Raw genomic sequence first — 21,676 nt, forward strand, 5'->3', positions numbered from 1 at the left:
GGGGGCTCTCCCTTAACGTGCCGGCTGGACCGTGCCACGGCATTCGCCGAAACCGATGGAGGCGAAACCCTCACGGCTGCAACGCCCGCGCAGGATGATTTCATCGCCGTCCTCGAGGAACTTGCGCACCTCGCCGGACGCCAGTTCGATGGGTTTCTTGCCGCCTTCGGTGATCTCCAGCAGGCTGCCGAACTGGCCGCTCTCTGGGCCGGACAAGGTGCCCGAACCGAACAGGTCGCCGGCCTGCAACTGGCAGCCGTTGACGCTGTGGTGCGCAACCATCTGCGCCACGGTCCAGTACATGTACCGGGTGTTGCTCAGGGTCAGGCGGTGTGCCGGCAGGCCCTGCTCGCGCATGGTGCGGGTGGTCAGCAGCACTTCCAGTTCGATGTCGAAGCCACCGGCGGCCTGGTCGCGCTTGTCCAGCAGGTACGGCAGCGGTTGCGGGTCGCCTTCAGGGCGCGGGGCCTGGGCCTGGCGGAACGGCTCCAGGGCCTCGGCGGTCACCACCCAGGGCGAAATACTGGTGATGAAGCTTTTCGACAGGAACGGGCCCAGCGGCTGGTATTCCCAGGCCTGGATATCCCGCGCCGACCAGTCATTGAGCAGGCAGAACCCGGCGATGTGTTCGGCGGCGTCGCCAATGGCGATGGGCTCGCCCATCTCGTTGCCCTGGCCGATCCAGATGCCCAGCTCCAGTTCGTAGTCCAGGCGCGCGCAGGGGCCGAAGGTCGGTTCGGACTGCCCGGCCGGCAGGGTCTGGCCCTTGGGCCGGCGCACGTCGGCACCGGAAGTACGGATAGTGGATGCGCGACCGTGGTAGCCGATCGGCACGTACTTGTAGTTGGGCAGCAGCGGGTTGTCGGGGCGGAACAGCTTGCCGACGTTCTGCGCGTGTTCGATGCCCACATAGAAGTCGGTGTAATCGTTGATCTTGGCCGGCAGGTGCATCTGGCAGTCCGCGGCCAGGGGCAGCAGTTTCGCCCCCTGGGCCTCGATCTTGCCGCGCAGGCTGCTGCCTTCGCCGAGCAGTTCCAGCAGGCGTTCGCGCAAGGCGACCCGGGCCGGGCGGCCGAGTTCGAAGAACGCATTCAGCTGGCCGCCACGGGCCGCCTGCACCGCAGCCTGGGCCTGGCCTTCGAACAGCCCGGCATCCAGCGCCGCTTCCAGGTCGAAAATCTGTTCGCCAATGGCGACCCCGCTGCGGGGCGCCGAACCCTGGGTGCTGAAGACGCCCAGGGGCAGGTTCTGCAACGGGAAGTCGGGGTGACCGTTGGCGGACTCGACCCAGCTACGGGTGATGGTGGGCAAGGTCATGGGTTATCTCCGATTCGGGTTGAAGGTGACGGGCAGCGAGGCCCAGCAAGCATCGTAGTCGTTCTGCAGCTCTGGGCACTCCAGGGCGAACTGGCTCGGGCGCAGCACCTGGCTGGTCTCGAACATGAAGGCCATGGTGTTGTCGATCTTGGCCGGCTGCAACTGGGCGTTTATCGCCTTGGTGCAGGTCTCGCCGTCCGGGCCGTGGGCGCTCATGCAACTGTGCAGCGACGCGCCGCCGGGCAGGAAGCCTTCGGCCTTGGCATCGTAGGCACCCTGGATCAGGCCCATGAACTCGTTCATCAGGTTGCGGTGGAACCACGGTGGACGGAAGGTGTTCTCGGCCACCATCCAGCGTGGCGGGAAGATCACGAAGTCCAGGTTGGCCAGGCCCGGCACGCTGGTGGGCGAGGTCAATACGGTGAAGATCGACGGGTCCGGGTGGTCGAAGCTGACGGTGCCAATGGTGTTGAAACGACGCAGGTCGTATTTGTACGGCACGTTGTTGCCGTGCCAGGCCACCACGTTCAGTGGCGAATGGTCGAGCTCGCAGCCCCAGAGCTCGCCGAGGTACTTCTGGACGAGCGTGGTGGGCTGGCGCAGGTCTTCGTAATGAGCCACCGGGGCCAGGAAATCCCGGGGGTTGGCCAGGCCGTTGCTGCCAATCGGCCCAAGGTCCGGCAGGCGCAGCGGCGCACCGTGGTTCTCGGCGACGTAGCCACGGGCTTGCGGGTCCAGCAGTTCGATGCGGAATTTCAGCCCGCGAGGCAGCACGGCGATTTCCAATGGCTCCAGGTCCAGCATGCCCAGTTCGGTGACGATGCGCAGGCGACCCAGCTCCGGCACCAGCAGCAGCTCGCCATCGGCATTGAAGAACACCCGCTCCATCGAGCGGTTGGCACGGTAGTGATAGACGCTGATACCCGCCGGCTTCTGCGCCGCCGAGTTGGCCACCATCGCCACCAGGCCGTCGATGAAATCGGTGGGCTCGCTTGGAATCTGCAGGGGGCTCCAGCGCAGTCGGTTGGGGGTGACCTCACCCAGGGGGCCGCCTGCCAGCTGGCGCGCAAGCTTGGCGAAAGCCGGGTGTTTGGCCGAGGGCTGGATGCGGTACATCCAGGTACGCCGGGCTTCGCTGCGGGTCATGGTGAAGGCGGTGCCGGAAAACAGTTCGGCGTACAGGCCATAAGGGGCTTTTTGCGGGGAGTTCTGGCCGACGGGCAGCGCCCCTGGCAGGGCCTCGCTGGCAAATTCGTTGCCGAAGCCCGATTGGTAGCTGAGGGCCGACGCCGAAGAATCGAGGTTCATGGAGCCTCCTGGAAGTTGGAGTAGGCAGGGGCCCACCACTCCCTCACAAGAGCTATCGGCACGCCTGGGTTATTTTTATCGTAATCCAATTACGCATAACGTAATTTGATTGCCCAGGAGCGTCAAGCTATAAAGACCGCCACTTGTCACGGGACCCCAATGCCTCCATGGAAAAGCCGCGCAGCATCAGCGACAGCACCGGTAAACAGAAAGTCCGCTCGGCCGAGGTCGGTACCGACATCCTCAAGGCCCTGGCCGAACTGTCGCCGGCCACTTCCCTTTCGCGCCTGGCCGAACATGTGCAGATGCCGGCAAGCAAGGTGCATCGCTACCTGCAGGCCTTGATTGCCAGCGGCTTTGCCGAACAGAACAGCGCCACCAATCACTACGGCCTGGGCCGCGAAGCCCTGCGGGTAGGCCTGGCCGCCCTGGGCAGCATGGACGTACTGAAAGTCGCGACCCTGCCCCTGGCGGAACTGCGGGACGAATTGAACGAAACCTGCTTCCTTGCGGTGTGGGGCAACCAGGGCGCGACGGTGGTGCATATCGAACCGGCGGTGCGGGCGGTGACCGTGGTCACTCAACTGGGCTCGGTGCTGCCACTGCTCAGTTCATCCACCGGGCTGGTGTTCAACGCCTACCTGCCACAGCGCGAAACCCTCGACCTGCGCCAGCAGGAACTGGCAACCGGCAGCCCCCACGCCCTGGCCGACAAGCAGGTGCACGATGCCCTGGCCGAGCAGATTCGCCAGCGCGGGCTGCACCATGTCCACGGTTTGCTGATGCCCGGTGTCGATGCCCTGTCGGCGCCGGTGTTCGATGCCACCGGCAAGATCGCCGCGGTGCTGACCGTGGTAGGGCCGACGTCGCTGTTCCACGCCGATGAACATGGGCCCGCAGCCCAACGTCTGCTGGCGGCCAGCTCTGCAGTGAGCTGGCGCATGGGTTATCAGCCGCAATAACCGCTAGCGCTCAACTCATCAGCCCCAGGGCCTGGGCCTTGGCTACCGCCTGGGTACGCCGCTCCACCCCCAGTTTGCTGTGAATCCGGCGCCCGTGGGTCTTCACGGTATGCAGGGAAATGAACAATTGCTCGGCGATCTGCTGGTTTGAACAGCCCTGAGCGATCAGTTGCAGCACTTGCAGTTCCCGCAGGCTGAGCAGGCTTTCGCGGTTTTCCAGGGGGCCTGCCGATGATGGCGTCTGCAGCGCTTCCCCCGCAGCCAGCAAGAGTGGTTGCCGCAGGCGCAGTTCGTGCAGTGCCTGCGGCAGGTTGCATCGCTGCACCAGTGCCTGCCCCGCCTGCAATGCTTCCTGCGCCAGCGCCGGGTTGCCTTGCAGGTGGGCGACCTCGGCCAGGGCCAGTTGCACCTCGGCCTCCAACCCCTGCATGCCGTGGCGTTGGGCCCGGGCCAGCAGCCCCTGCAAGGTAGCGATCGGCGCCTGGGCCCGCCCCAGGTGCACCTCGGCCAGCACCAGCAGGTATTCGATCCCCGGAATCAACTCCAGGGTGGCCGGTGGCGCCTGTAGCGCCTGGGGGCCGCGAAAGTGCCGGAGCAAGCGGCTCAAGGCCTCCTGAGCCAGCTCCGGTCGCCCCTGTTGCAGCCAGAGCTGGCTGCTGACCTGCAACAGCACGCCCCGGTACACCGTGTCGGGAATCTGCCGCTGCTGCATCAGCCGCTCCGCATCCCGCAGGCGCACGAAGGCCTGGGCATAATCACCCTGGTTGGCCGCCAGTTGGGCCTGGCCGAGGAAACCATACAAGGCACGCTTGTCGTGGCTCAGCAGGCAATCCTCGAGGCCGCTGCGAAAGTAGCCGGCCGCCTGCTCTGCATGCCCCTGGCGCAAGGCCAGGCGACCGAGACGCAGGGCGATGCGACCGAGCAGCGGGGTCGCCCGCAGCGCCTGCATCGACAAGCGCTCACAGACCTGCTCCAGCAGGCTCTGGGCCCGATGCGGCGCGCCCCTTTGCTCCAGCAACTGGGCATGGTCCAGTTCCAGCAGGCCTTCGAACAGCTGGGCATCCTGGGCCCGGGCCAGGCACAGGGCTTCACGATTGAGGGCCTGGGCCACATCCAGCTCCGCACCCAGCAGGGCCTGCTGGGTCAGCCCCGACAGGCACAGCAGGCGGGTGGTCCAGGCGCTGTCCGCCAGCTCATCCAGGGCCTCGATAAAATGCTGCCGCGCCGCCGTCATCCGCCCGCTCAGGTGCAGCAGCCAGCCCTGCTGTGCCTGCCAGCGGGCCAGCAACTGACGCTGCTGAGCTGCGGAGGGCTGGGGGGCGAACCGGGCCATCTGCGCCATGCACTGCCCCGCCTGCTCGAAGCGCCCGGCAAACAGCATGGCCGCAACCAGCAGCCCCACCAGGTGCGGCGACACCAGCAAGAGTTCGCCACCGTGGCGCTCATGCAGTTGCAGCAACAGCAGCGCATTGTCCTGCTGGAACAGGAACTCGAAACTGAAATGCTCCAGCAGGCTGACCGCGACTTCATACTCTTCGGCCCGCAGCGCCTGCTCAAAGGCCGACTGCCAATCCTCCTGGGCAATGAACCACTGGCAGGCCCGGCGATGCCAGGAGCGCCCGCCCGGCCAGGCCTCGTCGCGCATCAGCCGGGCCAGCGGCGGAAACACCTGGAGCCAGTCGCCGCCACCGTCCCAGGGTTCGATGAAGCAGGCCATGTCCTGCAAGGTCCGCAGGTACTGGGCCCCCTCCCCGACGCCGAACAGATGCTCGCACAGCTCGGCGTTGAAACGTGGCAGGTGCGCCAGTACTTGCCAGACTTGCGCCAGCTCCGCCGGCAGCACGCTGAACAGCTCGTGCTCCAGGTACTCCAGCAAGGTATTGGGGCGCCCCGGCTTGCAGGGCTGAATCGTCAGCTCGCTGCCTTCCAGCAAGGCAATGCGCACCCCGGCGCACCAGCCGCCACTGCGTTGCAGAATGCGACTGGCGGTCTGCGCACACAGGGGTTGCGGCAGCCGTTGCAGCAGTTGCTCGATCTCGATCTGGCTGAATGCCAGTGCCGGGCCGTCCAGCTCGAACAACTGATCGTCCAGCAGCAGGCGTGGCCAGTTGCACAGGGGCCGGCGACGGCAACCCAGCCACCAGGTCAACTGCGGGTTGTCCAGGCTCAGCAGGCGATCGAGCAGCAGGTCCAGGTCCGCAGCCGCGACCCGGCAATAGTCATCGATGAAGATCCAGGCCGGCGCCTGCAGGTGCGCCAGGTGCTGCAGCACCGTGGCTTCGTCATCGCGTTCCAGCCCCAGGGCCTGGGCCAGGGCAGCGCACAGCCCCTGCGGGCTATGCCGCCCGCCGGACAACGGCAACCAGCTCACCCGGCAGGTCTCTGGTGCCTGTTGCAGGCACTCAGCCAGCAGCGCCGTCTTGCCGCTGCCGGCAGGCGCGCAAAGCAGCTTGACCCGCGCACCGGAGGCCAGCAACGGCGCGCTCAGGCGGCTGCGGGAAAAATGATGGGAGGACAAACGGGGCATGAACCCGGGACGCTCTGGACAACGAGTCATGGCGGTCATTGCGGCGTGCCTTTTTATAGTTTTAGCCAGCGTAGCCCCACCCTAGCCCCGACCTCCCGGCCAGTTGAAGAAGTATTCAGCAGGCTGATCAGCCCCCATAAAAAAACCGACCAGGCAGTCGGATAACTGCCAGTCAAGAGGAACGCAGTATTGCCGCGACTGTGGCGAGCAAGCTCGCTTGCCAGGACTGGCCGCCCTAAAAAACCGCACGCCCCAAGAGCGTGCGGCTCGACCATTACTCCACTGCAACCCAAGAGGCGCCTAGCGCACTCCGCTGGCGCGCAGGGCCGCCGGGGTGTAGTCGGCCGCCTTGGCGGCAAAGCCGAACTCCAGGCTGTGCTTCTCTTCGTTCTTCATGCCCAGGGCCAGGTAACGGCCGGCGTTCAGGTCATACAGGGCCTCCAGGGTGTAGGCCGGTACCTGGTGGTCGTAGTAGTACTGCGCATGACCTTCGGCTACCCGCCACAGTTGGCCGCGTCCGTCATAGTGGTCGACCAGGGCCACCTGCCAGCTGTCCTCGTCGATGTACATGTGCCGAGTGGCGTAGATGTGCCGCTGGTTGGGCTTGACCGTGCCCACCACTTCCCACACCCGGTGCAGTTCATAGCGGGTCAGATCCTGGTTGATGTGCCCGGCCTTGACGATGTCGTCGTACTTGAGGCTCGGGGAATCCAGCTTGTAGCTGTTGTAGGGGATGTACATCTCCTTCTTGCCCACCAGCTTCCAGTCGTAACGGTCGGGAGCACCGGAGAACATGTCGAAGTTGTCCGAGGTGCGCAGGCCGTCGGCGGCGGTGCCCGGGCCGTCGTAGGCCACTTGCGGGGCGCGGCGCACGCGACGCTGGCCCGCGTTGTAGATCCATGCCGAACGCGGTTCCTTGACCTGGTCCAGGGTCTCGTGGACCAGCAGCACGTTGCCCGCCAGCCGCGCCGGGGCGGTCACCGACTGCTTGAAGAAGTTCTGCACGTTGGCCGCCTTGGCCGGGTCCAGGTCCGGGATCAGTTGCGGCGCCGCCACCTCTTCCTCGAAACGGATCGAGGTGTAGCTGCCGTTGGTCTGCGGGGTGACCTGGGTGACGATGCGCTTCTGGTTGCCGCCGTGATAACGGGTCAGGTGGTTCCACAGCACCTCGATGCCGTTCTTCGGAATCGGGAAGGCGTAGTAACGGTTGCCGGTAAAGTTGGCCAGGCCGTTGCCGTCGTTGGTAGTGGTCACGCTCAAGGCGCTGCGCTTGGCCGACTCGTAGATCTCGGGTGGCAGGCCGACGCTGCGGTGAGTGGGGTAGACCGGGATCCGGTAGCTGTCCGGGTAGCGCTTGAACATCGCCACCTGGCCGTCCGAAAGCTTGTCCTTGTATTTGTCCACCGTCGCCGCGGTGATGATGAACAGCGGTTTTTCATTGGCGAACGGGTCGGCGAGAAAGCCCTTGCTGTCCACCGCCCCGGCATTCTTGGGAATGCCTCCGGTCCAGGCCGGGATCGAGCCGTCGGCATTACCGGCTTTTTCCGCACCCACCGGGGTCAGGCTGGTTCCCAGCTTGGCGGCTTCTTCCGGGCTCACGGCGGCCATCAGGTTGGCCGCCCACAACCCCAGTGCCAGGGCGCTGCATTGCAGAATCATCTTGCGCATTCAAATGCTCCTTCTTGTGCCGGTTCAGAAGTTCACGCCAAAGCTCAACGCGAGGAAGTCCCGGTCGGTCAGGGTGTTGTAGCGCCCGCCAAAAAAGTCGGTGTAGCTGAGGCTGGCGGTGTAGGTGTTGCGGTAGTCGGCATCCACGCCAACGCTCAGGGCCTTGGCGCCCTGGTTGAACAGGCCGTTGGGCCCGTAGCCGTTGACGTCATGGGACCAGGAAAGGTTGGGCTTGAAGTTGATGCCGGCGATCACGTTGCTGTAGTCGAGGATGGCCCGGGCGCGATAGCCCCAGGAGGTGGCCGTGACGAAACCGTCGGTGTCGCCCCCATAGCCGTATTGGCCGTACACCGAGTCCCGGCCGTAGCGCAGCTTGCTCTTGTCTTCCAGGCCTCCGACGTGGACCACTGCCGCCTCGCCCACCAGGGTCAGGCGGTCGGCCCCCAGCACCTGATCGAAGAACTGGGTCATGGAACTCTGGATCTGAGTGATTTCCTTGCGCCGGTAGCCGGTGTTGTCAGCCCCCATGGCGGTCTTGATCGGCGACGCCGCGCCCCCGGAAATAGGGTTGAGCAGGGCCAGGGTCAGGTCGTTGGTGTTGACCTGCACCGGCGCGTTGGGCCGATAGCTGATCTCGCCGGTCCAGGCGGTGCCGGTGGGCAGGGTGGTGGAGAAACTGGCGCCATACAGGCGGATGTCTTCCGGGTATTCGAGGTAGTACTGGCCACGGCCAAGCATCACGCTTTGCACCAGGCCACTGCCAGAACCCGGAACGATGCCGTTGGCGACGCCGGCAATGGCGCCCAGGGTCGCCGCGCTGACATTGGCCGTGGTGGTACTCACCACCGGGCTGCGGGAGTGGTAGTTCATGAAGTACAGGCCGTACTCGGTGTCATCGCCGAGCCAGCGCAGGGCGGCGCCCCACTGCCCGGAGTCGCGGGCATCACGATCACCGCCGCGGGGCAGGATCACCCCTTCGCGGGTCACCTGGAAGCCCTGGCCGAAGGCCGCCGCCACCGGCTGCAACGGCGCGATGGCCGGGCTGCCGACGGTGTAGCCGGTGGTGCAGCCATCGGCCACCACGTCGTTGCCGAAGAAGGTGCCGCAGTTGTCCACCACGGTCTGGTCCCACTCCAGCTGATAGAAGCCTTCCACGGTCAGCTGGTTGGTCAGGCCCTGGGACGCGAACAGCATGTTCACCGGTACCAGGCCTTCCTTGATTTCGGCGCCGGGGCGGCGAAAGGCCGAGACATCCACAGGGTTGATGCTGTTGATGGAGTTGCCGATGAAGGTGCTCTCGCCCCAGCTGACCACCTGCTTGCCGGCACGCACGGTACCCGGCAGGTCGGCAATGGAATAGTTGTGGTAGACGAAGGCATCGAGGATCTGCGCCCCCGAGGACTTGGCGCCCTCCTTGCGGTTGTGGTCGCTGATGGGCTTGAACTCGCGGTCTTCGTCCTTGAGCTCGAAGTCGTACCAGTACTTGCCGCGAACGAAGACCCCGGTGTCGCCGTACTTGAGTTCCAGGTCATGCAGGCCCTTGAAGATCTTCGAGAAGGTTTCGCCCTTCTTGAAGTTCAGGCGGCCATCGTCGCCAGTGGACGACTGGGCGGTACCGCCATTGACCGTTCCGACGAAGGCGCGGTCGGCATTGCGCATGCCCCAGCTGGCACCAACCGATAGCGACGAGTCGAACTGCCCTTCGATTTCCCCGATGTTGAACGACACCGCCTGCGCCTGGGCGCAGCAGCCCAGCGCCACCGCGACGGCCAGCGCCTGCGGTTTGAAGATGGCGCGCATTGTTATTCTTGTCATGCGTCTTCCCCGGTGAGTGACAGGAGGCCTCACCCTACTGCCGGGGTAGCACGGTCGATAAGCGCACCAAGGAGGTATTCGCGCTGTCACTCGAAGGAATTAGTGCCCTTGCCATCACGGCCGTTCAAGGGGTTATCCAGCGGCTGGATGCAGGCTTATCAGGGGCGTCGATGCAGGGGGATGACCGGGGCGAAAAAACGCTCAGACTGTTGCTCAGGCTGTAACAGTCCTTGTCCTGAATCGCTATTTTTCCGTACCCGGCCAGGGCTTATTCTTCACTCGCAGTCACGGCAAACAACCGCTTGCCACTGACCTTGCAAGTACCGGGCACGAACTGTTCCCGGGAATGATTTCCAGCCGCTTGAAGGCGTGTGATTCAAGCTGCTGCCCCTGGTTCACCGACGTTGATTTTGTAGCTCCTTGATCTAACGTCTTGCTTCGGCCGCTGCTCTTGCAGCGGCCTTTTTTATGCCTGGAACACCAGAGGAAAGTGGCAACTACGCCGCGTCGTCCTCGCTCTCGTCGTAATGAAACTTGTGCAGCAGACGGTGCGCCACTGGGGACAGGATCAAGCCCAGGGTGGCAGCGAAGACCAAGTTGGTATAAAGCCCGTAGCTGGCAAAAAACAGTTTGCCACCAGGGGTTTGCGGCATGTTGATGGGGCCGATGCCGCCGAGGATCATGGCCGCGTCATACAAGGCGTCATGGAAGGAAATGTCTTGTTCGAAGTACAGCAGGCCGCTGATACCCAGCAGCACCGAGAAGATGATCAGCGCCAGCACCACCAGCCCATGCATGCATAAACGGCGGATGAACAGCAGCCGCGACAATACCGGCTGATCCTTTGACTCATACATATGCAGCACTCCCTGTTCGTTCGCGGACCGTCGAGCATAGTGACGAACGCTGCAGGAGTAAAACCGCCGGGGCCAGGGCCCGGCGGGGTGATGCATCCAGTGCTGAAAACCCGGCGCACTTAGCGCCAGAAGCCGGCCCCTATCATCCTGGCGCAGGCGATAGGGGATGGACAAAGGGGCGCTTCAGAGGGCGTACTTTTGCAGATTCTGCATCATCTCCTTCAATGCCTCGATATTGTCCTTGGGGTGCGCCGCGCCCTCGAAGTCGCAGATCTGCTGCCAGTGGGCCGCCACGTCTTCCGGGGAAAAGCCCTGGCGAGGATCGAAGCCGGCGCCCAGGCTGCGCTCCCAGCGCACCTTGCCGATCCAGCCGCCGCCCACTTCGAACAGGCCGGAGGTTTCCTGGCACTGCTCGCTGCCCAGGTACACCACCAGCGGGCTGACCAGTTCGGGCTTGAGCTGCTCGAACACCTGGGGCGGAATCAGCCCCTCGGTCATCCGCGTACCGCCGGTGGGCGCGATGGCGTTGACCAGGATGTTGTTCTTGCGCCCTTCGATGGCCAGGGTCCGGGTCAGGCCGTACAGGCCGAGCTTGGCCATGCCGTAGTTGGACTGGCCGAAGTTGCCATAGATGCCCGAGGTGGAAGCGGTGAAGATCACCCGCCCATACCCCTGGTCGCGCAGGTGTGGCCAGGCGGCGCGGGTGACCTTGTAGGCCCCCTCGACATGCACCCGATACACCAGGTCCCAATCGGCGTCCTCCATCTTGTGGAAGGTCTTGTCCCGCAGGATCCCCGCGTTGTTGACCACCACATCGACCCGACCAAACACATCCAGGGCGTTCTGCACGATCTTTTCACCGTCGGTGACCGAGTCATGGCTGGCTTCGGCGATACCGCCGGCCTCGCGGATCTGCGCCACCACGCGGTCGGCGGCCGAAGCGCTGGCGCCTTCGCCCTGGGCCGAGCCGCCGAGGTCGTTGACCAGCACCTTGGCGCCGTGCCGGGCGAACAGCAGTGCATGGGCCCGGCCCAGGCCACCGCCGGCCCCGGTGACGATCACCACTTTATCTTCCAAGCGCACAGACTCACTCATACCGAACTCCAGCAGGGCCAATGGACAATGCTTCGAGTGTCAGGCAGCCAGCCTTTGGTCACAATAAAAACGTTTTGACCTGAATGGTGCGCAATAAGGCAGCGGGATAATCGCCTTGCCCGCTCAAGGCCGCGGGGTTCAGGAACACGCCAACCGTGATGATGGCGACAGCAGATTGTCGCGAAACTCCAGGTAATGCTTGAGCACCGCCAGGGGCGCTTCGATCTGCGGGTAATGCCCGATGCTCGGCAGCAGCACCGTGTCGGCCCGTGGGATCAATTGCCGATAGCGCTCCACCATGTGTGCCCCGGAAATCGGGTCCAGGGCACCATCGATCACCCGCAGGGGCACCTCGCCGCGCTGCATGGCACTGACCCAACGTTCACGCCGGGCCCGGCGTTCAGGGATGTAGCCGATCAGCTTGTGCAGGATTCGCGGGCCATCGTTGCTCTGCACCAGGCTCCAGAAATCATCCAGCACCGACTCGCTGGGGCGGTTCTGGGGGCCGAATATCTGCCGGAAACTCTTGGCCAGGCCCTGGCGGCTGAACGTTCTCCCGAGCATCCAGCCCAGCGGGCTGAGCAGCAGCTTCTGGGTCAGCACCGGGCGATGGGTTTCCGGGAACAGGCCGCCGTTGAGAAACACGCAACTGGCGATATCGATCCGCTCTTCGTAGTGCCGGGCCAGCAACTCCTGGGCAACGCTGTCGCCGTAGTCGTGGGCCAGCAGATGCACCGGCTCGGCGATACCCAGATGGGCCAGCAGCGCCTGCTGCAGGTCAGCCTGCTCCAGCAGGCTGTAGTCATGCTCCAGGGGCTTGGCCGAATCACCGAAGCCCAGCATATCGCAGGCGATCACCTGATGATGCCGGGCCAGGGGCTGCCACAGGTAGTGCCAGTCCCAGCTGGCGGTGGGAAAGCCATGGATCAGCAGCAGCGGCTCGCCCTGCCCGGCCACCCAGTAACGGATGCGCTGGCCGCGAAAGAGCAGGTCATGTCCGCGTGTACGCCACACGCACAGCGGGATCTCGGCAATAGGCATCAGAGTGTGTAACCCGGGTCGAGTTGATCGAGTTTGCGCAGCAGGGCCGGCCAGGCCAGAGCGCCGCCCATGCCCTGAGCGCTGCGGGTGACACCAGCGATCATCGCCCTGGCCCCGGCCAGGATCGGCGCAGGGATGGCAATCAGCTCGGCGCCGCCGTTCTGCGCCAGCACCTGGATCTCGCAGGCGCGCTGGAAGGTGAACATCATCAGGAAGGTGTCGGCGATGGTCGCGCCGCAGGTGAGCAGGCCATGGTTGTGCAGCATCAGGAAACTGTTGTCCCCCAGGTCGGCCTGCAGCCGGACCTTCTCCTCGGGGTTCAGGGCCACACCTTCATAGGGGTGGTAACCCAGGCTCGACAACACGAACAGCGACTGCTGGCTGATGGGCAACACGCCCTGCTTCTGCGCCGACACCGCAACCCCGGCCGCGGTATGGGTGTGCAGCACGCAAACCACATCGTGACGCACCGCATGCACCGCGCTGTGAATGGTGTAGCCCGCCGGGTTGATCTCGTAGGGGCTGTCCATCAGCTTGTTGCCGGCCTGGTCGACCTTCACCAGGCTCGACGCGGTGATCTCGTGGAACATCAGGCCAAACGGGTTGATCAGGAAATCTTCGGTGCCCGGCACCTTGGCGGATATGTGGGTGAAAATCAGGTCGTCCCAGCCATGCATCGCCACCAGGCGATAGCAGGCGGCCAGGTCCACGCGGGTTTGCCACTCGATGGCGCTGACCTGGTTTTTTACACTCGGTGTCGATTGAACGGGGGCTAGGCTCACGGCAAGGACCTCGGTGATGGTTCTTATAGAAAGAGGACCTCCAGAGTCTAGACAGCTCACGCCGCTGGCGGAGTTGCATTGGCAGCCAGCTTGATGGCCGTGCGGGTCAGCCGGGAATCAGGCCCTGGCCCGGGGCTTGCGCGTCAAAGCAACGACGCCAGCAAAGGGGCGGCGAACAGGTTCAGAAGCCCAGTCAGGACCATCACCAGCCCTGCCACCGAACCTTCTTCGCCCCCCACCTCATGGGCCCGGCTGACCCCTGCACCATGGGCCCCGACGCCAAACAGGGCGCCGCGGGCCAGGGCGCTGCGCAGCGGCAGCCAGCGCAGCAGCACACCGCCGAGCATGGCCCCGAACACCCCGGTGAACATCACGAATACCGCGGTCAGCTCGGGTACGCCGCCCAAGTCATGGGCCAGGGGCATGGCGAACGGCGTGGTGATGGAGCGCGGCACCAGGGACAGGGTCACCGAGCTGTCCAGGGCCAGGGCCTTGGCCAGGCCGAACGAGCTGCCAATGGAAGCCGCGCTGCCCGCCAGCATGCCCAGCAGCAATGCCGACCAGTGGCGCATCAGCAGTTGCCGCTGCTGCCAGATGGGAATGGCGAAGGCCACGGTCACCGGCCCCAGTACCAGCATCAGCCAGTGGGTATTGGCGGCGTATTCGGCGTAGGCGGTGTGCAGCGGCACGGCGACCGCCAGCAGCAGGGCCGGCACCAGAATCAGCGGCGACAGCAGGTAGCGCCCGGTGCGCCGATAGATCCAGCGGCTGAACAGGTAGGCGCCCAGGGTCAGGGCCAGCCAGAACACCGGCATGGCTTCAAGCTTCATGGCGCATCCTCCAGCGGCACACCAGTTCCACGGTCAAGGCTGTCACCAGCATCACCAGCAGGGTGCTGACGCCTATTACCAGCAGAATCCGCCAGCCGTCCTGGCGCAGCAGGCCGCCGTAGTCCAGCAGGCTCATCAGTGCGGGAATGAAGAACAGCAGCATCTCGGCCATCAACAGGCCGGCCCCCAGCTGCAGGGCCGCCGGCTTGACCCAGCCCAGGGCGAAGGCCAGCAGCAACAGCGCAAGGCCCATGACCCCGCCAGGAATCGGCCAGGGCAGCCAGCTGGCCAGTTGGCAGCCGAGAAAATAGATGGCCAGCAGCACCGCCAGTTCAAGAATCAGGCGGCCCAGGCGTTTGCAGGTGGAAATGTTCATGGTGGTTCGGTCCTCTCAGGGGCTTATTTTATGAAAAGCCCCATCATTACCGAAGCGAATTGTTAGACTGGAAGCCATTCCAATCTGGAATCAACGCCATGGATTTCAAACAACTGCGCAGCTTTGTCGAGGTGATCCGCCAGGGCGGCTTCACCCAGGCGGCCAGGACCCTGCACATCAGCCAGTCGGCGGTCAGCAAGCAGATCGCCCAGCTGGAACAGAGCCTCGGCACGCCCTTGCTGGAGCGCCAGGGTTCGCATATCCACCTCACCGCCGCCGGCAACGTGGTGCTGCAACGGGCCGAAGGCATGTTGCGCCTGCGCCACGAACTGCTCAGCGAACTGGACGACCTGAGCCAGCTGGCACGGGGGGAACTGCGCCTGGGGCTGCCGCTGCTAGGCAGTGACGCGCTGTTCGCCAGCCGTTTTGCCGAATACCGCCGGCGCTATCCGAATATCCAGGTGCAGTTGCTCGAAGGCGGCAGCCTGAATGTCGAACAGGCGGTGCGCAACGGCGAACTGGAACTGGGGGGCAGCCTGACCCCCAAGGACCCGGCGTTCGCCTACCAGCCCTTCTGCGATGAACCGCTGGATGCCTTGCTGCCCGCCGATCACCCCTTGGCGATGAACGCCCAGGTACGCCTGGAAGAACTGGCGGACACACCGTTCCTCCTGTACCAGCGCAGTTTCGTGCTCAACGACCGGCTGTTGCAGGCCTGCCAGCAGGTGGGTTTCACCCCCAGGGAAGGCGGGCGCAGCGGCCAGGCGGATTTCCTGGCGGCGCTGGTGGCCGCCGGCCAGGGCGTGGTGCTGTTGCCCAGTGTGGTGGCCCGTGGCCTGGTGCGGCCTGGGGTGGTGCGCCTGACCTTGAAGGCGCCGGACTACCTGCGATGGGATATCGCCTTCATCTGGCGCCAGGGCGCTTATCTGTCCAAGGCAGCGCAAGCCTGGCTGGCGCTGCTGCGGGAACAGCCGGTCAGCCCCGCAGGGCGCTGATCAGTTCGGCCAGCCAGGGCTCGGCGTCGGTTTCCGGGGTCACGCTCTCGCTGGCGTCCAGGCGCAGCATGGGCAGCACTTCCTGCACGCCCAGCTCGGCGAACAGCTCGCGCATCTGCTCGCCACCGCCACAGAAGGTATCGCCGTAGCTGGAATCCCCCAGGCCGATGACCGCTCCGGGCAACCCGCGCCAGGCGGCGGGCAACTGATCGCGAATACTCGAATACAGCGGCAGCAGGTTGTCCGGCAACTCGCCCATGCCGGTGGTGGAGGTCACGGCCAGAAACGCCTGCGGGGCGAAGGCCTGAAGCTCGGCCAGAGTGGCGCGCGGGTTGTGCCAGGCCTCGAAACCTGCGGTGTTGAGGAGTTTGGCTGCATGCCGGGCGACTTCTTCAGCCGTGCCGTACACCGAGCCGGAAAGGATGGCGACTTTCATCAATCTGATCCTGAAGCTGACTAAAAGGCTGGGATATTAACAGCTACGGAGTAAAATCCCGCCTGTGCCGCCACCTCTGCTGCAAAGCGCTGGTGGACAGCGGGCCAGCCTCTCTTACACTCCAGCACTTGCTGATCGAAAGCGGAACTTCAGGATGATCAACGCTCATCTGCTGCAACGGATGATCAACGCCTCCAACGACGGGATTGTGGTCGCCGAGCAGGAAGGCGAAGACAACATCGTGATCTATGTGAACCCGGCCTTCGAGCGGCTGACCGGCTACAGCGCCGACGAAGTGCTGTACCAGGATTGCCGCTTCCTGCAATCCGGGGACCGTGACCAGCCAGGCCTGGAAGTGATCCGCCAGGCCCTGCGACAAGGCCGGCCGTGCCGCGAGGTACTGCGCAACTACCGCAAGGACGGCAGTCACTTCTGGAATGAGCTGTCGATCACCCCGGTATTCAATGACAGTGATCAGCTGACCTATTTCATCGGCGTGCAGAAAGACGTCAGCGTCCAGGTCAAGGCCCAGCAACGCTTGCTCCAGCTGGAGCAGCAACTGGCCGAAGTGCAAGCTGAACTGGCCGCCCTCAAGGCGACCAGCGGCCACTAATAAATCGCGGAATTCGTGGTCGTAGGGATATTCCCCGCCGATCTGTCCTCCACCCTCCGAGCAACATCATGCAGCGTGACGCCCTCCTCACCCAGGATGAACTGGACTTCATCCAGACCATGCAGCACAACCCGCAGCTCAATGTGCGTGATACCACGTCGAGCCTGATGGTCAATGGCGGCGCGCAGATCCGTGACCTGCTGACGCGCCTGGCGGCCAATGAAAAGGTCACCATCCAGGCCCGTTTCGACAACCAGCAGATGACCTTCCCGCTGCAGCTGGTGGAAGACGAATTCCATGCCCTGCACCTGCGGCTGGGGGTGCCGAGCATCTTCGAGGATGGGCCCATGGTGCGCCCCTGGCGCCTGGCCCTGGAGCAGCCGGTGGCCCTGGAAAATGCCAGGGGCCAGCCTGGCCGCCTGTGGGTTCGGGAGGTCTCGTTCAAGGGGATATTGGTGGAGATCCGCAACGGTACCCGGCCGCCGCGGCAGTTCGCCCAGTGGTTCAGCCCCTCGGGCTATGAACGGATTGCCCTGCACGGGCGCTTCGAGCGCCAGACCGAAGCCGGTTTCTACGCCTACCGCCTGGATCAGAGCGACCTGGAGGAAACCGAGCGCCTGCGCCAGTTCATCCTCCAGCAGCACCGCCACAGCCATCCGGCACTGCACGCCTGAAGGCTAGCGCCTCAAAGAAACCCGCGCAGGCGCTGCTGCATCAAGCGCCCCTCGTTACCCAGGCAAGCCACCGGCGAACCGACCAGGCTGTCCTGAGCCAGGTCCGCCGCGTCCCCGGCCAGCAGCAATGGGCAATCCAGGGTCAGTGCCAGGCGCTTGAGGCGCTTGGGCAACTCGGCCGAGGGTGCGTGATTGGAAAACACCACCAGGGCTACCGGCGCGACCTTTTCGCAGACCAGGGTCAGTTCCTCCAGCGGCACACCCGCGCCTAGAAGGCGCACACCGATCGGGTCCTGCCCGAGCATCAGCGCCGCCACCAACAGCTCCAGTTCGCGGCATTGCTCATTGAGCGCCGTCAGCAGCAGATAGCGGCTCTGGGTGGCGCGTTGCAACAGCAGGCGCTGGGTAATCCGCGCCCGCAGGAAGCCATCCAGGAACAGCCATTCGCTGGTCTGGCCAAAAGCCTCGCGCGCCAGCAGTAACTGCTTCCAGAACGGCAGGAAGATGTCCTGGAACACCACCGGCAAGGCATAGCTGGAGAAGATCTGCCCGTAGAGGCGCTCAAGCTGCTCCTCATCGAACGCGCTGACCGCCAGCTTCAATTGATCGCGCCACTGGCCGTATTCGCCCTGCAAGCCGCCATCCACCGGAGCCTTGAGCTGGGCCTGGGCAGCCCGGCCCTTGGCCAGGATCTTGCCCACTTTGCTCACCGCCACGCCGCGTTCGATCCAGCCGAGAATCTCACGCACCGCCTCAACATCGTGCATGGAGTACAGGCGATGCCCACTTTCGGTGCGTGTCGGCTGAATCAGACCGTAGCGTCGTTCCCAGGCCCTCAGGGTCACCGGGTTGATTCCGGTCAGGCGCGCCACCTCACGGATCGGAAACAACTCGTCCTGACGAACGGCTTCGGGGGCGTGAGGGACGGAGGCAAGTTCAGTCATGACGGGCATCTGGGAAGAAAACACCGGAAAACAAAGTGGCGACCATTCTACTCCCCTCAGGTGGCGATGCTTCAAGCACGAGAAAAACCGACCGCCGTCATTGGTGCCTGGGCAGTAATCAGGAATAATCCTTGCTTGCTTCAGGCGCGGCCCGCCACCCCGGTGCCTCGTCAAGCGACTGCCTTACCCAGGCAGCGCATTGGTTTTACGGAGATACATAATGTCTACCTCACCCGTCACCCTGATGGTTGCCCGGCGCGTTGCCGACGGCCGTTACCAGGACCTGATCGCCTGGCTGCGCGAAGGCGAACAACTGGCCACCGACTTTCCCGGCTACCTGGGTTCCGGCGTTCTTGCGCCGCCCCCCAACGATGACGAATTCCAGATCATCTTCCGCTTCGCCGACGAATCCACCCTGCATACCTGGGAACACTCCGCCTCGCGTACGGCCTGGCTGGCCCGGGGCAGCGACCTGTTCGCCCACCCTTCGGAGCACCGGGTCAGCGGTATCGACGGCTGGTTCGGCGCCGCCGGCCATCGCCCGCCGCGCTGGAAGCAGGCCGTGGCCATCTGGCTGGCATTCTTCCCGGTGTCGCTGCTGTTCAACTTTGTCCTGGGCCCGTTGCTCGGCGACCTGAGCCTGCTGCCTCGGGTATTTGTCAGCACCCTGGCCCTGACCCCGCTGATGGTCTATTTCTTCATTCCGCTGTCCACCCGGCTGCTGGCCAACTGGCTCAACAGCACACCGGCCCGACCGCTGCCGGCCACCCCCTCGACGCAGAATCCGTGATTCGCCGGCAAGCCGGCTCCTACCACACCTCGCGCAATATTTGCGCCTACCGTAGAAGCTGGCTTGCCAACGAAAAAACCCCGCAAGATCGCATTCGCCGGCAAGCCCGTTGCCTGCAGGCACAGGGCCTTCCCTCGCTGGTATAGTTTTCCCACTACCCGCGACGCGAGCCCTTCATGAACACCTCTCCTGCCCCGATCCTGATCACCGGCGCCAGCCAGCGAGTCGGCCTGCATTGCGCCCTGCGCCTGCTCCAAGACGGGCAGCCGGTGATCGTCACCTACCGCAGCCAGCGCCCGGGCCTTGAGGCCCTGCGGGAAAAGGGCGCGACCCTGCTGTTCGCCGATCTCTCCAGCGAAGCCGGGATCCTGGCCCTGATCACCGAGCTGAAAAACCGTACCCAGAGCCTGCGGGCCATCGTCCACAACGCCTCGGAATGGCTGGAGGAGAGCCCTGGCGACGAAGCAGCGGCCTTTGCCCGGATGTTCGGCGTGCACATGCTGGCGCCCTACCTGATCAACCTGCATTGCGCCGAGTTGCTGCAGCGCTCGAGCCCGGCAGACATCATCCACATCAGCGACGACGTGACCCGCAAGGGCAGCAGCAAGCACATCGCCTACTGCGCCAGCAAAGCCGGCCTGGACAGCCTGACCCTGTCCTTCGCAGCGAAATACGCCCCGACAATCAAGGTCAACGGCATTGCCCCGGCCCTGCTATTGTTCAACCCCGACGACGACGCGGCGTACCGCGCCAAGACCCTGGCCAAATCCGCGCTGGGCATCGAACCCGGCAGCGAAGTGATTTACCAGAGCCTGCGCTATCTGCTGGACAACCCCTATGTCACCGGCACCACCCTGACCGTCAACGGCGGGCGGCACCTCAAGTAAGCCGGCCCCTGTGAGGACCTTGCATGACCCTTTCCCTGCCCCAGCACTATCGCGAGATCCTCAAGGACCTGGGCGAAGACCCCGAGCGCGAAGGCCTGCTCGATACCCCCAAGCGCGCGGCCAAGGCCATGCAGTACCTGTGTCACGGCTACGGCCAGTCGCTGGAGGACATCGTCAACGGCGCGCTGTTTGCTTCCGACAGCGATGAAATGGTGATAGTCGCCGACATCGAGCTGTATTCCCTGTGCGAACATCACCTGCTGCCCTTCATCGGCAAGGCCCATGTGGCTTATATTCCTACCGGCAAGGTCCTGGGGCTGTCGAAGATCGCGCGGATCGTCGACATGTTCGCCAGGCGCCTGCAGATCCAGGAAAATCTCACTCGGGAAATCGCCGACGCGGTACAGAGCGTGACTCAGGCCGCCGGCGTCGCGGTGGTGATCGAGGCCAAGCACATGTGCATGATGATGCGCGGCGTCGAGAAACAGAATTCCACCATGCACACCTCGGTGATGCTCGGCGCCTTCCGCGATTCGAGCACCACTCGCCAGGAATTCCTGCAATTGATTGGACGGAGCAAGTAGCAATGCCACAACTTCAGCCAGGAATGGCTCGTATCCGAGTCAAGGACCTGCTCCTGCGGACCTACATCGGAATCAACGAGGAAGAGATCCTCAACAAGCAGGATGTGCTGATCAACCTGACCATCCTCTACGCGGCCCAGGACGCGGTGCGGGACAACGACATCGACCACGCACTGAACTACCGCACCATCACCAAGGCGATCATTGCCCATGTCGAGGGCAACCGCTTTGCCCTGCTGGAGCGCCTGACCCAGGAGCTGCTGGACCTGGTGATGAGCAACGCCTCGGTGCAGTACGCCGAAGTCGAAGTCGACAAACCCCACGCCCTGCGTTTTGCCGAGTCGGTGTCCATCACTCTCGCGGCCAGCCGCGCCAGCGCCTAGAAAACTGCCACAAGTGGCAAGTGCCCGCCTGGGCGCTTGCCCCTGTCCCGGAGAAACCCCATGACTGAACAACAACGCCTGGAACTGGAAGCCGCGGCCTTTCGCCGCCTGGTGGCCCACCTGGACAGCCGCAAGGACGTACAGAACATCGACCTGATGAACCTCGCCGGGTTCTGCCGCAACTGCCTCTCCAAGTGGTACAAGGCCGAGGCCGACGAACGCCAGATCGAGGTCAGCCTCGATGACGCTCGTGAAGTGGTGTATGGCATGCCCTACGCCGAATGGAAAAATCTCTACCAGAAAGAAGCCAGCGCCGAGCAGCAAGCGGCGTTCGCCAAAGGAAAACCCCAATGACTGACCTGAACACCCTGCGCGCCAGCCTGAACAGCGGTGAACACGCTTTTGCCGACACCCTGGCCTTTGTCGCCGCCGGCTATGACTACCAGCCCCAGGCCTTCAACAACGGCGGCGTGGAAAACGCCGCCGGGCAGAACGAAGGTTCGTGCAAGACCTTGGGCCTGGCCCTGCTGGAAGGCCTGAGCGACGAAGAGGCCCTGCTGGCCTTCGGCGAACACTACCGCTCGGTACTGGCCACCCCCGAAGGCACTGACCACGGCAATATCCGCGCCCTGATCGTTCACGGCCTGGCCGGGGTCAAGTTCTCCGCCCAGCCGCTGACCCGCCGCTGATCCGCATTCTGTAGGAGCTGGCTCGCCAGCGAAGGCGTCAGCACAGCGGCGCAAGGCTCGAGGGCCTGTTCGCCGGCAAGCCGGCTGCTACCGTGCAACACCC

General features: G+C 64.3%; 23 protein-coding genes. 10 read left to right on the forward strand and 13 right to left on the reverse strand.

What is annotated here, in order from left to right; genetic code table 11:
- Positions 1 to 12: 12 nt before the first annotated feature.
- Both fahA and hmgA read right to left on the reverse strand, forming a co-directional pair.
- A complete protein-coding gene (gene fahA, locus M2395_RS16780) occupies positions 13 to 1,317 on the reverse strand; it encodes a fumarylacetoacetase (protein WP_011059322.1) in 1,305 nt (434 codons plus the stop codon).
- A 3-nt stretch (positions 1,318 to 1,320) separates the two neighbouring features.
- Entirely contained in the window at positions 1,321 to 2,625 is a 1,305-nt protein-coding gene (gene hmgA, locus M2395_RS16785) for a homogentisate 1,2-dioxygenase (RefSeq protein WP_011059321.1), read from the reverse strand.
- 167 nt (positions 2,626 to 2,792) lie between these two features.
- On the opposite strand from hmgA, the gene M2395_RS16790 reads away from it, so the two are divergent.
- On the forward strand, positions 2,793 to 3,587 hold the full coding sequence (locus M2395_RS16790) for an IclR family transcriptional regulator (protein WP_011059320.1): 795 nt from the start codon (positions 2,793 to 2,795) through the stop codon (positions 3,585 to 3,587).
- A 10-nt stretch (positions 3,588 to 3,597) separates the two neighbouring features.
- Here M2395_RS16790 and M2395_RS16795 read toward each other — a convergent pair whose 3' ends face one another.
- From M2395_RS16795 to M2395_RS16835, 9 genes are all read right to left on the reverse strand, one after another.
- A complete protein-coding gene (locus tag M2395_RS16795) occupies positions 3,598 to 6,153 on the reverse strand; it encodes a LuxR C-terminal-related transcriptional regulator (RefSeq protein ID WP_015634192.1) in 2,556 nt (851 codons plus the stop codon).
- Positions 6,154 to 6,414: 261 nt separating this feature from the next.
- Positions 6,415 to 7,782, reverse strand: a complete 1,368-nt coding sequence (locus M2395_RS16800; RefSeq protein WP_015634191.1) for a DUF1329 domain-containing protein — start codon at positions 7,780 to 7,782, stop codon at positions 6,415 to 6,417.
- 24 nt (positions 7,783 to 7,806) lie between these two features.
- On the reverse strand, positions 7,807 to 9,597 hold the full coding sequence (locus M2395_RS16805; RefSeq protein WP_015634190.1) for a DUF1302 domain-containing protein: 1,791 nt from the start codon (positions 9,595 to 9,597) through the stop codon (positions 7,807 to 7,809).
- 497 nt (positions 9,598 to 10,094) lie between these two features.
- Positions 10,095 to 10,454: a hypothetical protein gene (locus M2395_RS16810; RefSeq protein WP_019093356.1), complete on the reverse strand. Its 360-nt coding sequence runs from the start codon at positions 10,452 to 10,454 to the stop codon at positions 10,095 to 10,097.
- 183 nt (positions 10,455 to 10,637) lie between these two features.
- A complete protein-coding gene (locus M2395_RS16815; protein ID WP_011059315.1) occupies positions 10,638 to 11,549 on the reverse strand; it encodes an SDR family oxidoreductase in 912 nt (303 codons plus the stop codon).
- 138 nt (positions 11,550 to 11,687) lie between these two features.
- A complete protein-coding gene (locus M2395_RS16820) occupies positions 11,688 to 12,590 on the reverse strand; it encodes an alpha/beta fold hydrolase (protein ID WP_019096053.1) in 903 nt (300 codons plus the stop codon).
- Complete coding sequence (locus M2395_RS16825; RefSeq protein ID WP_011059313.1) at positions 12,590 to 13,372, reverse strand: class II aldolase/adducin family protein; 783 nt, start codon at positions 13,370 to 13,372, stop codon at positions 12,590 to 12,592. The genes M2395_RS16820 and M2395_RS16825 overlap by 1 nt, the downstream gene beginning before the upstream one ends.
- A gap of 143 nt (positions 13,373 to 13,515) precedes the next feature.
- Entirely contained in the window at positions 13,516 to 14,202 is a 687-nt protein-coding gene (locus M2395_RS16830; RefSeq protein WP_011059312.1) for an LrgB family protein, read from the reverse strand.
- Complete coding sequence (locus tag M2395_RS16835; protein ID WP_011059311.1) at positions 14,192 to 14,578, reverse strand: CidA/LrgA family protein; 387 nt, start codon at positions 14,576 to 14,578, stop codon at positions 14,192 to 14,194. Before M2395_RS16835 ends, M2395_RS16830 begins: the two co-directional genes overlap by 11 nt.
- A gap of 98 nt (positions 14,579 to 14,676) precedes the next feature.
- Between M2395_RS16835 and M2395_RS16840 the strand changes: the two genes are divergently transcribed.
- A complete protein-coding gene (locus M2395_RS16840) occupies positions 14,677 to 15,573 on the forward strand; it encodes a LysR family transcriptional regulator (protein ID WP_011059310.1) in 897 nt (298 codons plus the stop codon).
- Here M2395_RS16840 and M2395_RS16845 read toward each other — a convergent pair.
- On the reverse strand, positions 15,554 to 16,009 hold the full coding sequence (locus tag M2395_RS16845; RefSeq protein ID WP_123430079.1) for a flavodoxin: 456 nt from the start codon (positions 16,007 to 16,009) through the stop codon (positions 15,554 to 15,556). The genes M2395_RS16840 and M2395_RS16845 overlap by 20 nt on opposite strands.
- 154 nt (positions 16,010 to 16,163) lie before the next feature.
- Between M2395_RS16845 and M2395_RS16850 the strand changes: the two genes are divergently transcribed.
- Both M2395_RS16850 and M2395_RS16855 read left to right on the forward strand, forming a co-directional pair.
- A complete protein-coding gene (locus M2395_RS16850) occupies positions 16,164 to 16,622 on the forward strand; it encodes a PAS domain-containing protein (RefSeq protein ID WP_011059308.1) in 459 nt (152 codons plus the stop codon).
- Positions 16,623 to 16,690: 68 nt separating this feature from the next.
- A complete protein-coding gene (locus tag M2395_RS16855) occupies positions 16,691 to 17,296 on the forward strand; it encodes a hypothetical protein (protein ID WP_011059307.1) in 606 nt (201 codons plus the stop codon).
- Between the two features lie 11 nt (positions 17,297 to 17,307).
- On the opposite strand, the gene M2395_RS16860 is transcribed toward M2395_RS16855, so the two are convergent.
- Positions 17,308 to 18,249 carry a MerR family transcriptional regulator gene (locus M2395_RS16860; RefSeq protein ID WP_123430078.1) on the reverse strand — a complete coding sequence of 314 codons (942 nt, stop codon included), beginning with the start codon at positions 18,247 to 18,249 and terminating at the stop codon, positions 17,308 to 17,310.
- Between the two features lie 211 nt (positions 18,250 to 18,460).
- Between M2395_RS16860 and M2395_RS16865 the strand changes: the two genes are divergently transcribed.
- The 6 genes from M2395_RS16865 (at position 18,461) to M2395_RS16890 (ending at position 21,573) form a co-directional block, all read left to right on the forward strand.
- The gene (locus M2395_RS16865) at positions 18,461 to 19,030 is read left to right on the forward strand and encodes an antibiotic biosynthesis monooxygenase (protein ID WP_011059305.1); all 570 of its coding nucleotides are present in this window, start codon (positions 18,461 to 18,463) and stop codon (positions 19,028 to 19,030) included.
- A 176-nt stretch (positions 19,031 to 19,206) separates the two neighbouring features.
- A complete protein-coding gene (folM, locus tag M2395_RS16870) occupies positions 19,207 to 19,917 on the forward strand; it encodes a dihydromonapterin reductase (RefSeq protein WP_041115997.1) in 711 nt (236 codons plus the stop codon).
- A gap of 23 nt (positions 19,918 to 19,940) precedes the next feature.
- Positions 19,941 to 20,501: a GTP cyclohydrolase I FolE gene (folE, locus tag M2395_RS16875; protein ID WP_011059303.1), complete on the forward strand. Its 561-nt coding sequence runs from the start codon at positions 19,941 to 19,943 to the stop codon at positions 20,499 to 20,501.
- A 2-nt stretch (positions 20,502 to 20,503) separates the two neighbouring features.
- On the forward strand, positions 20,504 to 20,884 hold the full coding sequence (gene folX, locus M2395_RS16880) for a dihydroneopterin triphosphate 2'-epimerase (RefSeq protein ID WP_011059302.1): 381 nt from the start codon (positions 20,504 to 20,506) through the stop codon (positions 20,882 to 20,884).
- A gap of 60 nt (positions 20,885 to 20,944) precedes the next feature.
- Positions 20,945 to 21,238 (forward strand): DUF1244 domain-containing protein, encoded by a 294-nt coding sequence (locus M2395_RS16885; protein WP_011059301.1) that lies wholly within the window; start codon positions 20,945 to 20,947, stop codon positions 21,236 to 21,238.
- Positions 21,235 to 21,573 carry a HopJ type III effector protein gene (locus M2395_RS16890; RefSeq protein ID WP_019093350.1) on the forward strand — a complete coding sequence of 113 codons (339 nt, stop codon included), beginning with the start codon at positions 21,235 to 21,237 and terminating at the stop codon, positions 21,571 to 21,573. Before M2395_RS16885 ends, M2395_RS16890 begins: the two co-directional genes overlap by 4 nt.
- Positions 21,574 to 21,676 lie beyond the last annotated feature (103 nt).

The sequence above is a fragment of the Pseudomonas sp. BIGb0176 genome, from assembly GCF_024810175.1.
Classification (GTDB): Bacteria; Pseudomonadota; Gammaproteobacteria; order Pseudomonadales; family Pseudomonadaceae; genus Aquipseudomonas; species Aquipseudomonas protegens.

Excerpts from the sequence above, each read along its gene's own strand:
- M2395_RS16795 (WP_015634192.1), bottom strand. The coding sequence starts at position 6,153 with ATGACCGCCATGACTCGTTGTCCAGAGCGTCCCGGGTTCATGCCCCGT.
- M2395_RS16800 (WP_015634191.1), bottom strand. The coding sequence starts at position 7,782 with ATGCGCAAGATGATTCTGCAATGCAGCGCCCTGGCACTGGGGTTGTGG.
- M2395_RS16810 (WP_019093356.1), bottom strand. The coding sequence starts at position 10,454 with ATGTATGAGTCAAAGGATCAGCCGGTATTGTCGCGGCTGCTGTTCATC.
- M2395_RS16885 (WP_011059301.1), top strand. The coding sequence starts at position 20,945 with ATGACTGAACAACAACGCCTGGAACTGGAAGCCGCGGCCTTTCGCCGC.
- folM (WP_041115997.1), top strand. The coding sequence starts at position 19,207 with ATGAACACCTCTCCTGCCCCGATCCTGATCACCGGCGCCAGCCAGCGA.
- M2395_RS16865 (WP_011059305.1), top strand. The coding sequence starts at position 18,461 with ATGTCTACCTCACCCGTCACCCTGATGGTTGCCCGGCGCGTTGCCGAC.
- hmgA (WP_011059321.1), bottom strand. The coding sequence starts at position 2,625 with ATGAACCTCGATTCTTCGGCGTCGGCCCTCAGCTACCAATCGGGCTTC.
- M2395_RS16805 (WP_015634190.1), bottom strand. The coding sequence starts at position 9,597 with ATGACAAGAATAACAATGCGCGCCATCTTCAAACCGCAGGCGCTGGCC.
- M2395_RS16790 (WP_011059320.1), top strand. The coding sequence starts at position 2,793 with ATGGAAAAGCCGCGCAGCATCAGCGACAGCACCGGTAAACAGAAAGTC.
- folX (WP_011059302.1), top strand. The coding sequence starts at position 20,504 with ATGCCACAACTTCAGCCAGGAATGGCTCGTATCCGAGTCAAGGACCTG.
- M2395_RS16815 (WP_011059315.1), bottom strand. The coding sequence starts at position 11,549 with ATGAGTGAGTCTGTGCGCTTGGAAGATAAAGTGGTGATCGTCACCGGG.
- M2395_RS16820 (WP_019096053.1), bottom strand. The coding sequence starts at position 12,590 with ATGCCTATTGCCGAGATCCCGCTGTGCGTGTGGCGTACACGCGGACAT.
- M2395_RS16845 (WP_123430079.1), bottom strand. The coding sequence starts at position 16,009 with ATGAAAGTCGCCATCCTTTCCGGCTCGGTGTACGGCACGGCTGAAGAA.
- folE (WP_011059303.1), top strand. The coding sequence starts at position 19,941 with ATGACCCTTTCCCTGCCCCAGCACTATCGCGAGATCCTCAAGGACCTG.
- M2395_RS16855 (WP_011059307.1), top strand. The coding sequence starts at position 16,691 with ATGCAGCGTGACGCCCTCCTCACCCAGGATGAACTGGACTTCATCCAG.
- M2395_RS16860 (WP_123430078.1), bottom strand. The coding sequence starts at position 18,249 with ATGCCCGTCATGACTGAACTTGCCTCCGTCCCTCACGCCCCCGAAGCC.
- M2395_RS16830 (WP_011059312.1), bottom strand. The coding sequence starts at position 14,202 with ATGAAGCTTGAAGCCATGCCGGTGTTCTGGCTGGCCCTGACCCTGGGC.
- M2395_RS16890 (WP_019093350.1), top strand. The coding sequence starts at position 21,235 with ATGACTGACCTGAACACCCTGCGCGCCAGCCTGAACAGCGGTGAACAC.
- fahA (WP_011059322.1), bottom strand. The coding sequence starts at position 1,317 with ATGACCTTGCCCACCATCACCCGTAGCTGGGTCGAGTCCGCCAACGGT.
- M2395_RS16850 (WP_011059308.1), top strand. The coding sequence starts at position 16,164 with ATGATCAACGCTCATCTGCTGCAACGGATGATCAACGCCTCCAACGAC.
- M2395_RS16835 (WP_011059311.1), bottom strand. The coding sequence starts at position 14,578 with ATGAACATTTCCACCTGCAAACGCCTGGGCCGCCTGATTCTTGAACTG.
- M2395_RS16840 (WP_011059310.1), top strand. The coding sequence starts at position 14,677 with ATGGATTTCAAACAACTGCGCAGCTTTGTCGAGGTGATCCGCCAGGGC.